The organism is Paraburkholderia sp. BL18I3N2 (genome assembly GCF_003001875.1).
GTDB classification, from domain to species: Bacteria; Pseudomonadota; Gammaproteobacteria; order Burkholderiales; family Burkholderiaceae; genus Paraburkholderia; species Paraburkholderia phytofirmans.
In genome coordinates this window covers 41,675-56,439 of the sequence record NZ_PVNC01000019.1, presented here as the reverse complement: position 1 = coordinate 56,439, position 14,765 = coordinate 41,675, and the positions used below count along the sequence as shown (strand labels likewise).

The following is a 14,765-nucleotide window of genomic DNA, read 5'->3' as shown; positions in this document are numbered from 1 at the left end:
CGCGCCAGGCCTCCTAATCGGACTTCCGGCGAAGCGGAAAAGGTGGGGCGGCCCGGCGCTCTCTTGCACGCAGCGGCAGCGTGCCCCTAATTTGTCTGAACGACGCGCGGCGTAATGAAAACAGCCAGTTCGCTGCGCTGGTCGCGATGAGCCCGATGGCGGAAAAGCGCACCCAGAACCGGTATTTTGCCCAGGACCGGAACCCGCGTCACATCGTCCCGGTCGTCGGTCGCATAAATTCCGCCGATCGACACCGTACCACCATCCTCGACCTCGACGCGCGTTTGCACGTGCTTGGTGTTGATCGCGGGCCCGGCGTCGGTCTGTTCGCCGACGCTGTCCTTGGCGACGTCGAGGTCGAGCACCACCCGGCCGTCCGGCATGATTTGGGGCTCCACCTCCAGTTTGAGCGTGGCGCGGCGAAACTGCACGCCCGACACGCCCTGCCCCACTTTCGCCTGATACGGCAGCTCGGTGCCCTGCTCGACGACCGCTTTCATCCGGTCGGCCGTGACCACGCGCGGACTCGAGACGATTTCGCCGCGCCCCTGCGCTTCCAGCGCGCTCAGCTCGATGTTCAGCAGCCGCGTCGCGCCGGCGGCGAACAAGGTCAGGCCGGCCGTCGCGACGTCGAAGCCGGAAATCGGGCGGGCCGACAGATCATAGCCGGCGTCGGTCAAGCCCTTCGCGGTGCCGTCGGCGTTTGTGGCCGCCATGGAGAGCTTCACGCCGAGATTGCGCGAAAACCCATGTTCGCCCTCGACGATACGCGCTTCGATCAACACCTGGCGTGTCGGCCGGTCGACGGAAGCTAGCAGCGCGGCTATCTGCGCGAGGCGCCCTTCGAGATCGGTCACGAACAGCAGATTGGTGCGCGGATCGGCAGTCGCGGCACCCCGCTTGGACAGTACGCGCTGGGCGCCCGAACCGGTCAGCAGACGCCTGACGTCTTCGGCGTGCGCGTAGTGCAGCTCAAAAGTGCGGCTCGCAAGCGGCTCGAGATCGGCGGCCCGGGCGTGCGCTTCGAAGCGCTGCCGCTCGCGCGCGGCCAGATCCGCGATCGGTGCGACCCAGATCACGTTGCCGTGGCGCTCCATCGCAAGGCCGTTGACGTCGAGCAGCGTGTCGAACGCGGTGCGCCACGGCACCTTGTCGAGCCGCAACGAGACGGCGCCGCGCACTCTCTCGCTCGCAACGATGTTCAGCCCGGTGAATCGGGCGAACGCACTGAGGACGGCGCCGAGTTCGGCACGCTGGAAATTCAGCGAGATCGGTTTGTCGTCGGGGGCGAGGGCCGCGTCGGCGGCGCTGCGTGAGGCGTTGCTCAGACGCGCGAGCGGCGGCAGCGGCACAGGCGGACCTTCAAGCGTAGCGGCGCCGGTCGCATCGGCGCGAGCCGGGACGGAGGTTTGTCTTCGCAGCGGCACGGAGCCGTCGGAATCGGCATCGGCGTCGCCGGAAGTTGAAGTGATGGATTGCCTTCGCGACTGCGACTGTGACTGCAGTAAGCCCTCGGCGTCATCGGCGGCAGGCTCGTCCGTGCGAGTATTAGCCGCTGTCGCGCCGCTCATAAGCGACGCGTCTCGATCGTCTGCGGAATCCTGGCGAAACGGATTGGGCACCTCGGCGGAGACGTCGCGTGGCAGCGGCGGTGTGCCGTTGTACGAAGCATCGCGTGCGTATACTGCGTCGTCGAACGGCATGTAGGCGGGCAGCGGCGGCAGCGGCGGAGTCGACGCCTGCGTAACACTGGCGCCCAGCGCCGCGCCAAGACACAGGCCGAGACCCACCATCAGGCGAGGCGACACACGCGTATCGGCACTCGACACGGCAAAAGGAAATGGCTTCGCCAGTCTCATCAGGAAGCCTCCGCCAGCGCCAGCATGCGTGTCGCGCCGTCCCTTGCGAGCATAATGCCGGCCGCGTCCAGCTTCGTGACCCGCTCGGCGCCGATCCGCTCTCCGGGCTCGACGCTCGTCACGCCGTCCGGTGTATCGAGCACCGCCAATCCACGCGTGCGATCGCTCAGCAACCCGACCAGACGCAGTGACGAGCCATCGGGCAGATCGCCGGCGGCCTGCATCTGCGGCTGCGAAAACGGATCGAAGAAGACAACCTCTTCATCGTCATCCGAATCGAGGCTGTCGTCGTCGAGTGCTTCCAGCGAGTTTGCCGACGACGCCGGCCGCAGCGCGTCGAACACGCGCAGTGTGGCGCTCACCGACAACGCTGCGGCATCCCGCTTGACGGTCACATCGACGGGTACGATCAGCACCGGCAGATCGGACAGTCCGCGCAGAAATGCCATCAGGTGAACGAAGTCCGTGCGCGCGGTCAGTTGCAGCGGACGCATACTCTCAGCGCCCGCGCCGTTCACCGCGCCGGGTTCAACCGCCAGCAACGCGACGCTATTTTGCGCAGCCAGTTCGGAGACGATGCGGACGTCGTCGGCGGAACTCCACGGCCCTGATGAACGCGCAGGCGAAGCAGCAACCGACATGGCGGCAGCTTCGCGGCGCAGCGCAGGCAATTGCGCAAGCGCAAGCCGCGCGTTCGCAAGACGCAAGCGACTGGCCTCCAACGCCGCCCGGCTCGCTTCGACGCCACCGAGATCGGCCACCACCCAGCCATGCGCGCCCAAACCGAACACCACAACGGCAATCATCAACGCGACCAGCCAGCGGCGGCGACGGCTCCATGCACCGAGCGGCACGCGCACGCGCTTCATCCAATGGGAAAGAAAAAGCCGCGCGTTTGCCGCGCCGCTGAACTCGACAAAGATCGTACTCATTTCGCACCTCTTGATTGTTCAGACTTCATAGGACGCTGCGCCGTGGAGCCAGCCGGGCGAGCCGCTTTTTGCGCCGGCTCGTTCCAACGCAGGTGCGCGCCGAATTCAATTGGACCGGCCAAGCTCGCCTGTGCAACCGCACCGCTGCGTGGGACCGAACGATGCAGGTCGCTCACTTCAGCCCCCTTCACGCCATGGATCGCACTCAAGCGCTTGAGCCACTCGGCCGAAGCGAGATGCCCACGCGACGTCGCCAGCAACTCGGTGTCGTCCTCGCGCTGACGCAACCGCTGCAACACCACACCGTCGCCCGGTTCGAAGCTCAACGCGTCGAGCAGGTCGCGTAGGTGTACGAGCGGTTCCGACAGGCTTTTCGCGCGGGCGCCGTTCTGCCGCTGTTCGTCTCGCGCGCGCAGCAACGTGGCGTGCTCGGCGAGCGGCGCCGATAGCTGCGTAAACGTGTGTTCGACCGACACGCGCTGTGCCTCGAAACGCGCGCTCTCGATTGCCTGCCACGCGCCCAACACGAAGACGGCGGCCAAACCGGCGCAGACCGCCGCTATCCATTCGAGCACGCGCCGCCGGCGCGCGAGCCTCGCATCGCGTTGGCGATAAGGCAGCAGATTGAAACCGCCGAGCCCGGATCGCGCGAAGCGCGCGCCGCGTTCCGGCGCTCGCATGTTCGAGGCCGCCGCATGCAACAGGCCGCCCGTCATTCGAGCACCCCGCGCAACGCAAGTCCGAATGCGACCGCGCCTGACGGTTCGAGCAGCAGCGAATCGTCCAGGGGTCGAGCGAAGCCGCCGAGCGTCGCGCATTGGAACGGCAGCACCGAGCAGCCCAATACGTCCGCGATATCCGCAGTCGAGAAACCCACGCCGCCGAGCAGATCGACCTCGCCGCTCACCAACGCGCAGTCGAGTTCCGGGCCGTGCGCCAGATCCCGCAACGCATCGGCGAGATCGGTGTGTTCCGGCGCCGGGTAGCGCATTTCGCGGGCGACGATGTCGTCCACGATGCGCCAGCCGTACACGCCGTCCGTGCCGATCCACAACGCGACATATGGCTCGTGCGGATCGAGCTCGTAACTCGCCGCGTAGCGCATGGCGCGCAACGCCGCATGCGGCTCGCCGTCGATGGCCGTGAGCGAGATGCCGGCAATCGCCGCGCATTCGATTCGCGCTTCGAGATGTTGCCGCGCGGTGGCGGCAATCGTCACGGAGCGGACCGGCGCATACGCTTCGTCGAGATACCAGTCGACAGCGAGAGCATGCCGCTCGAGGCCCGCAATGCGCTCGACTTCGCTCATCACCGCCGGCTCCAGTTCAGCCAGTTGATGCCCGCCGTCTTCCGAACAACCGCTCTGCGCGGCAAGCCGCGTGAGCGGCACTGTGGTGGTCATGGTGGCCGATGCGGGCAGCGCCATCGCGCACCGCAGTGCCTGCGTCGCGCATGCATGCGGCAGATCGGCGAATGCGTCGCGCAACGCACGCGCCACCGCATGCCGGTCGGCGATCTCGCTGCCGGCCATCGCACCGGCGACAAGCGGGACCGTGCTCGCATATTCGATTTGCAGCGCGCCTCGCGAGCGCGCGCGCTGACTTAGCACGACCAGACGCACGGTCTGCGAGCCAACATCGATCCCCGCAGCAAAACGCTGCGCACCCGGTTGCACTGCCTGAAGCCAAGATCTTCTCAACGCCATGACGCCCTCCCTCTGACTCACGCGACGAACCATTCGAACGCGAGTGATGAGGAAGAATTGTGCGTAGCCGCGCCGCCGCGCGACACTCAGCCAAACGGCTAACGTTGAGCAACGCACGACCTGTACGCCATCAAAGCGACTACAGTGAAGTCATTCCCGTGCGGCGCGCAGACTTGTCAAGAAGTGTCAGTAAGCATGCCGAAAGCTGAAAAGCGAGGCGGCTATAATCGCGGGACTGCTTTTTTGGTGCCTACATGCAATCCACGTCTCCTACGTCCCCGCCGCCCGCGCCTAAAAAGCGCAAACGCCCGTTGTGGCTGAAGCTCATCCTGGGCTTCGTGGGTCTGATCGTCGCAGGCATTCTGTGCGTGCTGCTGGTGCTCGGCTATGCGCTCGTCGTCGCCACGCCCAACCTGCCGTCGCTCGATGCGTTGACCGACTACCGGCCGAAGGTGCCGCTGCGCATCTATACGGCCGACCATGTGCTGATCGGCGAATTCGGCGAGGAACGGCGCGACATCGTCCATATTCAGGATGTGCCCGATAGTCTGAAGAAGGCGATTCTCGCCATCGAAGACGCGCGCTTCTACGATCACGGCGGCGTCGACCTCACGGGCATTGCGCGCGCGGGCTTCGTCGCGCTGACTAACGGCCACGCCACGCAAGGCGCAAGCACGATCACCATGCAGGTGGCGCGCAACTTCTTCCTCTCGAGCGAAAAGACCTATACGCGCAAGATCTACGAGATGCTGCTCGCGTACAAGATCGAGTCGAAGCTGTCCAAAGATCAGATTCTCGAGGTGTACATGAATCAGATCTATCTCGGCCAGCGCGCCTACGGATTTGCGAGCGCGGCGCGCGTGTATTTCGGCAAGGACCTGAAGGATCTGACATTGGCGGAATCGGCCATGCTGGCCGGCTTGCCGAAGGCGCCGTCCGCGTATAACCCGGTCGTCAATCCGAAGCGTGCGAAGGTGCGTCAGGAGTACATCCTGCAGCGCATGTACGAGTTGCACTACATCACGCAGGAACAATACGACGAAGCGAGCAAGCAGCCGCTCGTGGTCAAGGGCGCGGGCAAAGAGTTCAGCGTGCACGCGGAATACGTCGCGGAAATGGTGCGTCAGATGATGTACGCGCAATATCGTGAGGAAGCCTATACGCGCGGCCTGAACGTGGTGACCACCATCGACTCTGCCGATCAGGACGTCGCGTACCGCGCGCTGCGCAAAGGTCTGATGGACTATGAACGGCGTCACGGCTATCGCGGTCCGGAGGCGTTCATCGATCTGCCGTCCGACGCAGACGACCGCGAACAGGCCATCGACGACGCGCTGCTCGAACACCCGGACAACGGCGAGATCATTGCCGCCGTAGTCACCGCGGCGAGTCCGAAACAGGTGCAGGCTGCTTTCATCGACGGCAATGTCGCGACGATCCAGGGCGACGGCCTGCGCTTCGCGCAGTTCGCGCTCGGTCCGCGCGCGCAGCCGAATCAACGTGTGCGGCCCGGCGCGATCATCCGGCTCGTCAAGAACGACGATGGCAACTGGTCGATCACGCAATTGCCGCAAGTGGAAGGCGCGTTCGTTTCGGTGATCCCGCAAGATGGCGCGATCCGCGCGCTGGTCGGCGGTTTCGACTTCAACAAGAACAAGTTCAATCACGTCACGCAGGCCTGGCGTCAGCCGGGGTCGAGCTTCAAGCCGTTCATCTATTCGGCGTCGCTCGAAAAAGGACTCGGACCGGCGACCGTGATCAACGACGCACCGCTCTTTTTCAGTGCGGCCGAGACCGGCGGCCAGGCGTGGGAGCCGAAGAACTACGGCGGCGGCTTCGACGGCCCTATGACCATGCGCACCGCGTTGCAGCGCTCGAAAAACCTGGTGTCGATTCGTATCCTGAACCAGATCGGCACGAAGTACGCGCAGCAGTACATCACGCGTTTCGGCTTCGACGCGGATCGTCATCCGGCTTATTTGCCGATGGCGCTGGGCGCCGGTCTCGTCACGCCGTTGCAGATGGCGGGTGCGTTCTCGGTGTTCGCCAACGGCGGCTATCGAATCAATCCGTATCTGATCGCCGAAGTCACGGATCAGCGCGGTATGGTGGTCGCGCATGCGCAACCGCTGGTGGCCGCGCAGAGCGCGCCGCACGCGATCGAGCCGCGCAATGCGTACGTGATGAACAGCCTGCTGCAAAGCGTCGCGCAACGCGGCACGGGCGCCAAGACCAACGTGTTGAAGCGCACTGATCTTGCCGGCAAGACGGGCACCACCAACGATTCGCGCGACGCGTGGTTCGCCGGTTATCAGCACACCCTCACCGCCATTGCGTGGATCGGCTACGACAACCCGCGCAGTCTCGGCGACAAGGAAACCGGCGGCGGCCTCGCATTGCCCGTGTGGGTCGAATACATGGGTCGCGCGCTGAAGGGTGTGCCGGAGTACAAGATGCCGAAGCCCGACGACGTCACGGAAATCGGCTCAGAGCTTTATTTCGACGACTTCACGCCGGGAAATGGTTTCATTGCCACGGTCGGCGTCAGTCAGGCGACACTGGATGCGCAGTCGAGCGCGGCGTCGGCGGCTGCGCCTGAGCAGGTCGGCGAGCAGGAGAAGCAGGACATCATGAATCTGTTCCGCGGACACTGACGCACGCGCTTACACAGTCCAGCAGAAAAGCAAATGGCCGCGCTCAATGCGCGGCCATTTTGCTTCGGGCGATCAGGGCCAATCGATTCGGCCGCTTTGGCGGCGCTCGCCCGATCGGCGGATCTTACGCTTTGAAGTGAACCGGCTCGCCGGCCTGCTGCGTCGCGTACTCCGACAAGGCGGCGAAAAACTCGGTGCCGCTGCGTGTATCGCGCCATTCGCCATCGACGAAACGGAAGTGGAAACCGCCCGCTTTGGCGGCGATCCAGATCTCGCTCATGGGCGGCTGAAGGTTGACGATAATCTTCGTGCGGTTCTCGAATTCGAGGGTCAGGACGTTGCCGCTGCGCTCCAGTTCGATGTCGGCATCCGTGTCGTCGAGCGCGCGTTCGATGGCGGCTAGCGCGGCTTCCGCGCGGGTCAGGTATTCACTATCGGACATGCTAAACTCCATCGATTATTTATTCAGGGACAGTCATGCGAGTCGTATCTCGGATGCGCGCGGCGGCGCCCGGCCGCGCGATTGTAGCGGTTTTAGCCATTCTCGCAGGTTGTGCACTTGCCGGCTGCGGACAGCGCGGTTCGCTCTACTTGCCCACCGTGCCGCCGCTACCGGCCAAGCCGACCGATCGCACGCAAACGCCGGACGTGGCGCAACCCGCGCCGGCTACATCCACCGACATGAGCACCGTTCCGGATACCTCCGGCACACCGCTTTCGTTGGCGCCGGAAAACGAACTCGCCGCGCCGCCCGCCTCCGCTGCATCCGCCACGGCGGCTCCGCTGCCTGCTTCCGCCGCCACACCTGTTCAATAAGACTTTCGCATGACTCGATCCGCATTTGACTACGTCGACGGCGTGTTGCACGCCGAAGGCGTGTCCGCCGTCTCTCTCGCCGAGCAGTTCGGCACGCCGCTGTACGTGTACTCGCGCGCCGCGCTCACCGAGGCGTGGAACGCTTACGCAGGTGCTTGCGCCGGCCGTCGCGCGAGCGTTCACGTCGCCGTGAAGGCCAATAGCAATCTCGCGGTGTTGAACGTGTTCGCGCGCCTCGGCGCCGGCTTCGACATCGTGTCGGGCGGTGAACTGGCGCGCGTGCTGGCCGCCGGCGGCAAAGCGGAAAAGACCGTGTTTTCCGGCGTCGGCAAGAACGCGGACGAAATGCGCGACGCGCTCGCGGCCGGCGTGAAATGCTTCAACGTCGAATCGATTCCGGAGCTCGACCGCCTGAATGCGGTTGCCGCGGCAATGGGCAAGAAGGCGCCCGTCTCGCTGCGCGTGAATCCGGACGTGGACGCGAAGACGCATCCGTATATTTCCACGGGCTTGAAGTCGAACAAGTTCGGCGTCGCGTTCGAAGACGCGCGCGCCACGTATCAGGCGGCCGCGGCTATGGCGAATCTCGAGGTGGTCGGCATCGACTGTCATATCGGCTCGCAGATCACTGAAGTCGCGCCGTATCTCGACGCCGTCGACAAGGTTTTGGAACTGGTCGAGCAGATCGAGCAGGACGGCGTGAAGATCCGTCATATCGACGTGGGCGGCGGCCTCGGCATCACGTACGACGATGAAACGCCGCCGGAAATCGGCGAGTTCGTGCGCACCGTGCTCGATCGCATCGAAGCGCGCGGTCACGGCCATCGTGAAGTGTATTTCGAGCCGGGCCGTTCGCTGGTCGGCAATGCGGGCGTGCTGCTCACGCGCGTCGAATTTCTGAAGCCGGGCGCGGAAAAGAATTTCGCTATCGTCGACGCAGCCATGACCGATCTCGCGCGCCCGGCCATGTACGAGGCGTATCACGCGATCGACCCGGTCGTGAAGCGCGACGTACCGGCTCACGTGTACGACGTCGTCGGTCCGGTTTGCGAGAGCGGCGACTGGCTTGGACGTGAGCGTCTGCTGTCCGTCGAACCGGGCGACCTCCTCGCGATTCGTTCGGCCGGCGCGTATGGCTTCGTGATGAGCTCGAACTACAACACACGTCCGCGCGCGGCCGAGGTGATGGTTGATGGTACACAGGTGCATGTAGTTCGCGCACGCGAAGAGCTGAAGCAGCTGTTTGCGGGCGAAACCATTCTGCCGGCGTAACCTTCAATAGTTGAGCCAACAGCAACAAAGGCGATGCCGCTGTGGCATCGCCTTTTTCTTTTTACGGCGCGAGCCGCTCCAGAGCCCGTCAGCGTGTCTTTAACTTCCTGTCACGCAGCCACACGATCAACCGCCAACCAAGCAACGCCACCATGATCGCGCCGTAAATCTTCGGCAGGATCAGATCATGTTTGCCGGCCTTCATCCACCAGAAGTGCAGGATCGCGAGCGCGCCGATCGCATAGATGGACCGATGCAGCATTTGCCAGCGGCGCCCAAGCTTGCGCACCATCGCGCGCGGAGACGTTACGGCCAATGCGATCAGCAACACGAACGCCGCGAAGCCCACCGTGATGAACGGCCGCTTGCCGATGTCCTTGATGATCGCGGCGACGTCGAACCACTTGTCGAACCAGAGGTAAGTGGTGAAATGCAGCGTCGCGTAGAAGAACGCATAGAGCCCGAGCATGCGGCGAAAACGCACGAGCGCGGCAACGCCGGTGAGTCTGCGCAATGGCGTCGCAGCAAGCGTGATGCAGAGGAAGACGAGCGTCCATAGACCGGTCGAGCGCGTGATGAACTCGATCGGATTTGCGCCCAGCCGGTCAGTCACGCCGAACAGCACGATACGCGCGAGCGGATACCACGCGGCGATGAATATCGCGATCTTGGCCGGCACGATCCAACGCGCGCCGGTTGCGGGCCGCTTTGCCGTCGTCGTCGTCGCGGACGACTGCGCGCGCGGCGCTTTGCGCTCGGTCTGCGTAGCGGATTGCGTATCAGAGGAAGCCATGTTCACGCCGCTCAGAAATTCTTCTTCAGGTCCATGCCCTGATAAAGCGACGCGACCTGATCGCCGTAGCCGTTGAACATCAACGTCTTGCGCTTGGGCGTGAAGAAACCGTCTTCGCCGATACGACGCTCCGTCGCCTGACTCCAGCGCGGATGATCGACGTTCGGATTCACGTTCGAGTAAAACCCGTATTCGTTCGATGCATATGTGTTCCAGCTGGTCGGCGGCTGCTTGTCGAGGAAGCGGATCTTCACCAGCGATTTCGCGCTCTTGAAGCCGTATTTCCACGGCACCACGACGCGCACCGGCGCGCCGTTCTGATTGGGCAACACCTGGCCGTAGAGGCCCATCGTCAGCAACGTCAGCGGATTCATCGCTTCGTCCATGCGCAGCCCTTCGGAGTATGGCCAATCGAGTACGGGCGTCGACAATCCTGGCATTTGCGACGGATCGGCCAGCGTGATGAACTGTACGTACCTGGCGTTGCCCGTCGGTTGCACGCGCTTGATCAATTCCGCGAGCGGCACGCCGATCCACGGAATCACCATCGACCAGCCTTCGACGCAGCGCATTCTGTACACGCGCTCTTCGAGCGGCGCGAGCTTGAGCAATTCGTCGATGTCGTAGACCTTGGGATTCTTGATCTCACCCTCGACGCTCACCTTCCACGGATGCGGCCGCAGCGTCCCGGCGTTGTGCGCGGGATCGGCCTTGTCGGTGCCGAACTCGTAGAAGTTGTTGTACGTGGTGATGTCCTTGTACGGCGTGATTTTGTCGAGCGCGACGAATTTGGCGTCGGTCTTCGCCGCCAGCTTCTGCGCCTTCGGGTCCGGCGACGTGTAAGCCGCCAGCGCCTCGCCATTCACCCCGATCAGACTGCCGAGCGCCACCGCGCCGGCCGCCTGCAACACACGCCGCCGGTTCTGAAAAACATGTTGCGGCGTGATTTCGCTGCGCGCAATGTCGTCGCCGCTGATTTGAATTCTGTCGCTACGCTTGATCCACATCGTGCTGCTCCTTGCCGGCCCATCGGTCAATACATCTTAAGGGGCCATATTGATGATCGCTCGTTCGTCCAGCCATCTACAGGTACTGTGAGGGCGAACACTTTGGATGCAGCGGATATTCCATCGGCCATAAAAAAACCGCCGGTGCGAGGCACACGGCGGCTTTGAGTCGGTTCAGCGCGGCAGATCTTACAGCTTGCCGTAGCTATGCAGGCCCGACAGGAACATGTTGACGCCGAGGAAGGCGAAGGTCGTCACCAGCAGGCCGGTCAGCGCCCACCATGCCGCGACCGCGCCGCGCAGGCCCTTCATCAGACGCATGTGCAGCCAGGCTGCATAGTTCAGCCAGACGATCAGCGCCCACGTTTCCTTCGGGTCCCAACTCCAGTAGCCGCCCCAAGCTTCAGCAGCCCACAGCGCGCCGAGAATCGTGGCGATCGTGAAGAACGCGAAGCCGACGGCGATCGACTTGTACATCACGTCGTCGAGCACTTCGAGCGCCGGCAGGCGATCGGCCAGCACGCCGCGCTCTTTCGCCAGATACGCGACACCCACCATGGCCGACAGCGCGAAGCTGCCGTACCCGATGAAGTTCGCCGGCACGTGAATCTTCATCCACCAGCTTTGCAGCGCGGGAACCAGCGGCTGGATCTGCTGCGCGTCGCGCGCCACCGAATACCACATCAGGAAACCGACCGCGGCGCTGATCACCAGCAGTACGAACGCGCCGAGCGCGCGGGTGTTGTAGTGCTGCTCGTAGTACAGATAGAACAGCGCGGTGATCAGGCTGAACAGCACGAACACTTCGTACAGGTTCGAAATAGGAATATGGCCGACATCCGCGCCGATCAGGTACGACTCGTACCAGCGCACCATCAGGCCGACAAAGCCCATCACCACGGCCGCCCACGTCATTTTCGAGCCGATCGCGGCGCCGGTCGGCGAGCGCGACAGCAAGCCGATCCAGTAGAACACCGTGGCGAACACGAAGAGCGCGCTCATCCACAGAATCGCGGACTGGCTCGACAGGAAGTATTTGAGGAAGAAAGCGTTATCCGCGCGGCTGAGATCGCCGTGATAAATCTGGATGGCCAGCAGCGACAGCGCCGCAATGCCCACCATCAGCGGACGCACCGGTTTCCAGCGCCAGCCGAGCACCACGAAAACCGGCACGGCGCAGCAGAGCACCAGCTTGTCGTAGTAATTCATGAACGGGTAATAGCGCGACAGCGCGAACCCCGCGCCCGCGACCATCGCGAGGGCAAACAGCCAGTCGAGGATGCCGAGCCGTTTCAGGAACGGCCGTTCGTCGTACTCGCCGATGTTGAGTGACTCACCTGGCAGCGCCTTTTGGGGCCGCGAAGAGGGAGATTGGGAAACCTGAGTCAAGTCCATGATCTTACCGGGTCGAATCTTGTGAGCTTGTGGACGGCGCGCCGGCGTTGCCGGACTGAGCGGAGGCGCCGGCGGCGTCGGGTGCTTCAACGAGTTTGGCGCCCAGCGCCGCGCCTACCGCGTCGCGCGTCTGAACGAACTCTTTCTCGAAGTCGAGCGTCTTGCGCGCGCTCGACATTGCCATCACGACATTCGTGCCGTGCTCGGTGTCTTTGAGCCAGAACCAGAGACGCCGTTCGCGGACATAGAACATCGAAAAGATGCCCAACACGAGGAGCAGGCTGCCAAGATACACGACTTTTTTGCCCGGCGCGCGCGTCAACTGAAATACCGAAGCTTGCACCTGCTTGAATGAGTCGAGTTGTAAGTAGACCGGCGATCCATACAAAAAGCTGTCGGATATCGCGTTGATCGAGCTTTGGATGAAACGGCTGGCGTCCGCATTGGCCGTCGCCTGGGGCTCGCCGAGTTGCTGGCGGGACAGTTGATACAGGTCCCACGTCGAGCCTTCCAGCATGCGCAGCAGGAGGCCAGCGGCCTTTTCCTGCTCGCCCTTCGGCACCGAATGGTCGATAAAACCGGCGATCGCCTGGAAGCCGCCGACCGTCTGGCCGTTCGGCATCTTGATGCTGTTATCCGCGCCAGCAAAAAGGGTCAGCACGCGCAGCGCGCTTTCTTCCAGATGCTGTTGCAGTTCGGCATTCGAGCCGGGCACCGAGCGCAGCGCGAAATTGTGCGCCGCCGAAGCGCGCATGGCCGGATCTTCCAGCGTCGCGCGCAGGTTCATCCAGTCCTTGACGGTGCCGCCGTTGTCGGCGGGAATGCGCAGGTAGCGGAACGGATCGTCCGGGTTCACGCGCATGCCGGCGAGGAACATCTTTTCGCCGGACACGTCGACCGGCAGCATGTAGTTGTTGTACTCGCGCGCCTGGCCGTCCTTGTCGCGCACCTTGTATTGCACGGACGGGCCGACGTTGTGCAGATCGAGCGGCTTCGAGGTCTTCGCGCCGGAGCCGAGGCGCTCGTCGAACGCTTCTTTCAGCGTACGGTGCGCCGCGACGCCGCGGGCGTCGGTCTGGCCGCTGCCGTTCTGGATGTTTTCGACATTGATCGCGCGGAAATCCGTGAATTCGACCGTCTGGCCGTCGGCGAGCGGCGTGGCCGTGCTCAACAGCGCGTTGCCGCCGATCGTGCCGCCGAACGACGCGGTTTTCGCGCTTGCGCCGCTCATCGGGTAGGCGGTCATCTGCATCTGCGAGCCGCCGTCCTGGAAGCTCGACTGATAGATCGACACGCCGTCGTAGGTGAACGGCTTGTTCACTTCGACTCGTGCCGGTACGCGCGCGCCCGTCTTGTGGTCGACCACGACGATGTCGCTCGCGAACAGCTTTGGCATGCCCGTCGAGTAGTAATCGACGATGAACTTGTTCAGTTCGATCGAAAACGGCAGATCCTGGATCAGCGAGCCGTCGGGCTGGTTGAGAATCGCCGTGGACACATGCTGGCCTTCCGGCACCCATGCATAGCCGCGGAACGTCGGGTTGGACTGCGACAGACGATGATCCGGCGTGATGTCGTTGATCACCGTGTTGGCGCGGATCGGCGACTTGTCGAACAGCCACATTTGCAGCTTGATCGGCAGATTGCTGTCGAGCAGACCGCCGAGGCAGATCACCACGATCGCGAGGTGAGCAGAGATGTAGCCGAACTTGGTCAGCGCGCCGCGCTTGGCGGCGATCAAGGTCGCGCCGTCGGACTCACGGGTGACGAACTTGTAGCCGAGCTTCGCGGAGAGCCTCGCGAGCAACGCCGCGGTCTGCGCGCGGGAGCCATGCACCGCGAATTCGCCCTTGTGATGGAACGCGCGCAGGCTGCCTTCGCGAACCTTGTCCTTCCAGCTCTTTACGTCGGCGATCATTTTCGGCGCATTGCGGATCACGCACAGCGACACCGACACCATCAGGAAGCCGAGAATCAGCATGAACCACCACGAGCTGTACACCGTGTACAGGCTCAGCGAGCGGAAGATGTCCGCCCAGAACGGGCCGAACTGATTGACGTAATTGGGATACGGATCGTCCTGCGTGAGGACGGTGCCGATGATGCTGGCGATCGACAGAATCACGAGCAACGAAATGGCAAAACGCATCGAACTCAAGACTTCGACGACGCTGCGCATGACGCGATTGCCCGACTTCGACTGCAAACCCGACGTGGTGACGCTCATTCATACTCCGACTGAACAGCAAAAAAGGGTGAAGGCCTGTCGTAGGCACGACGCCCTCACCCTTTTCTTGTTTTGTACCGACCTCGCCGGGCCGGTTGCACTTGC

The 14,765-nt window shown here is 63.5% G+C and carries 12 protein-coding genes; 3 read left to right on the top strand and 9 right to left on the bottom strand.

Annotated elements, in window-relative coordinates:
• Nucleotides 1-86 precede the first annotated feature (86 nt).
• The 4 genes from B0G75_RS32525 to pilM are packed head-to-tail and all read right to left on the bottom strand — an operon-like array spanning nucleotide 87 to nucleotide 4,496.
• A complete protein-coding gene (locus B0G75_RS32525; protein ID WP_106314066.1) occupies nucleotides 87-1,859 on the bottom strand; it encodes a type IV pilus secretin PilQ in 1,773 nt (590 codons plus the stop codon).
• Nucleotides 1,859-2,791, bottom strand: coding sequence for a hypothetical protein (locus B0G75_RS32520; RefSeq protein ID WP_106314065.1), 933 nt, complete (start codon nucleotides 2,789-2,791; stop codon nucleotides 1,859-1,861). Before B0G75_RS32520 ends, B0G75_RS32525 begins: the two co-directional genes overlap by 1 nt.
• The gene (locus B0G75_RS32515) at nucleotides 2,788-3,507 is read right to left on the bottom strand and encodes a fimbrial assembly protein (RefSeq protein ID WP_106314064.1); all 720 of its coding nucleotides are present in this window, start codon (nucleotides 3,505-3,507) and stop codon (nucleotides 2,788-2,790) included. Before B0G75_RS32515 ends, B0G75_RS32520 begins: the two co-directional genes overlap by 4 nt.
• Nucleotides 3,504-4,496 carry a type IV pilus biogenesis protein PilM gene (gene pilM / locus B0G75_RS32510; RefSeq protein ID WP_106314063.1) on the bottom strand — a complete coding sequence of 331 codons (993 nt, stop codon included), beginning with the start codon at nucleotides 4,494-4,496 and terminating at the stop codon, nucleotides 3,504-3,506. Before pilM ends, B0G75_RS32515 begins: the two co-directional genes overlap by 4 nt.
• Nucleotides 4,497-4,750: 254 nt before the next feature.
• Here pilM and B0G75_RS32505 point away from each other — a divergent pair, with 254 nt between their 5' ends.
• Nucleotides 4,751-7,150, top strand: a complete 2,400-nt coding sequence (locus B0G75_RS32505) for a penicillin-binding protein 1A (protein ID WP_106314062.1) — start codon at nucleotides 4,751-4,753, stop codon at nucleotides 7,148-7,150.
• Between the two features lie 124 nt (nucleotides 7,151-7,274).
• Here B0G75_RS32505 and cyaY read toward each other — a convergent pair whose 3' ends face one another.
• Nucleotides 7,275-7,592, bottom strand: a complete 318-nt coding sequence (cyaY, locus tag B0G75_RS32500; RefSeq protein ID WP_012434552.1) for an iron donor protein CyaY — start codon at nucleotides 7,590-7,592, stop codon at nucleotides 7,275-7,277.
• A 35-nt stretch (nucleotides 7,593-7,627) separates the two neighbouring features.
• Here cyaY and B0G75_RS32495 point away from each other — a divergent pair, with 35 nt between their 5' ends.
• Nucleotides 7,628-7,966: a lipoprotein gene (locus tag B0G75_RS32495; RefSeq protein WP_106314061.1), complete on the top strand. Its 339-nt coding sequence runs from the start codon at nucleotides 7,628-7,630 to the stop codon at nucleotides 7,964-7,966.
• Between the two features lie 9 nt (nucleotides 7,967-7,975).
• Nucleotides 7,976-9,238: a diaminopimelate decarboxylase gene (gene lysA, locus B0G75_RS32490; protein ID WP_106314060.1), complete on the top strand. Its 1,263-nt coding sequence runs from the start codon at nucleotides 7,976-7,978 to the stop codon at nucleotides 9,236-9,238.
• An 88-nt stretch (nucleotides 9,239-9,326) separates the two neighbouring features.
• On the opposite strand, the gene msrQ is transcribed toward lysA, so the two are convergent.
• The 4 genes from msrQ to B0G75_RS32470 all read right to left on the bottom strand — a co-directional run bounded on the left by msrQ (nucleotide 9,327) and on the right by B0G75_RS32470 (nucleotide 14,660).
• Nucleotides 9,327-10,031: a protein-methionine-sulfoxide reductase heme-binding subunit MsrQ gene (gene msrQ, locus B0G75_RS32485; protein WP_181309403.1), complete on the bottom strand. Its 705-nt coding sequence runs from the start codon at nucleotides 10,029-10,031 to the stop codon at nucleotides 9,327-9,329.
• Between the two features lie 11 nt (nucleotides 10,032-10,042).
• Nucleotides 10,043-11,038: a protein-methionine-sulfoxide reductase catalytic subunit MsrP gene (gene msrP / locus B0G75_RS32480; RefSeq protein WP_106314058.1), complete on the bottom strand. Its 996-nt coding sequence runs from the start codon at nucleotides 11,036-11,038 to the stop codon at nucleotides 10,043-10,045.
• 189 nt (nucleotides 11,039-11,227) lie between these two features.
• Complete coding sequence (gene ccsB, locus B0G75_RS32475; protein WP_106314057.1) at nucleotides 11,228-12,433, bottom strand: c-type cytochrome biogenesis protein CcsB; 1,206 nt, start codon at nucleotides 12,431-12,433, stop codon at nucleotides 11,228-11,230.
• A 4-nt stretch (nucleotides 12,434-12,437) separates the two neighbouring features.
• Nucleotides 12,438-14,660 carry a cytochrome c biogenesis protein ResB gene (locus tag B0G75_RS32470; protein ID WP_106314056.1) on the bottom strand — a complete coding sequence of 741 codons (2,223 nt, stop codon included), beginning with the start codon at nucleotides 14,658-14,660 and terminating at the stop codon, nucleotides 12,438-12,440.
• Nucleotides 14,661-14,765: the final 105 nt, after the last annotated feature.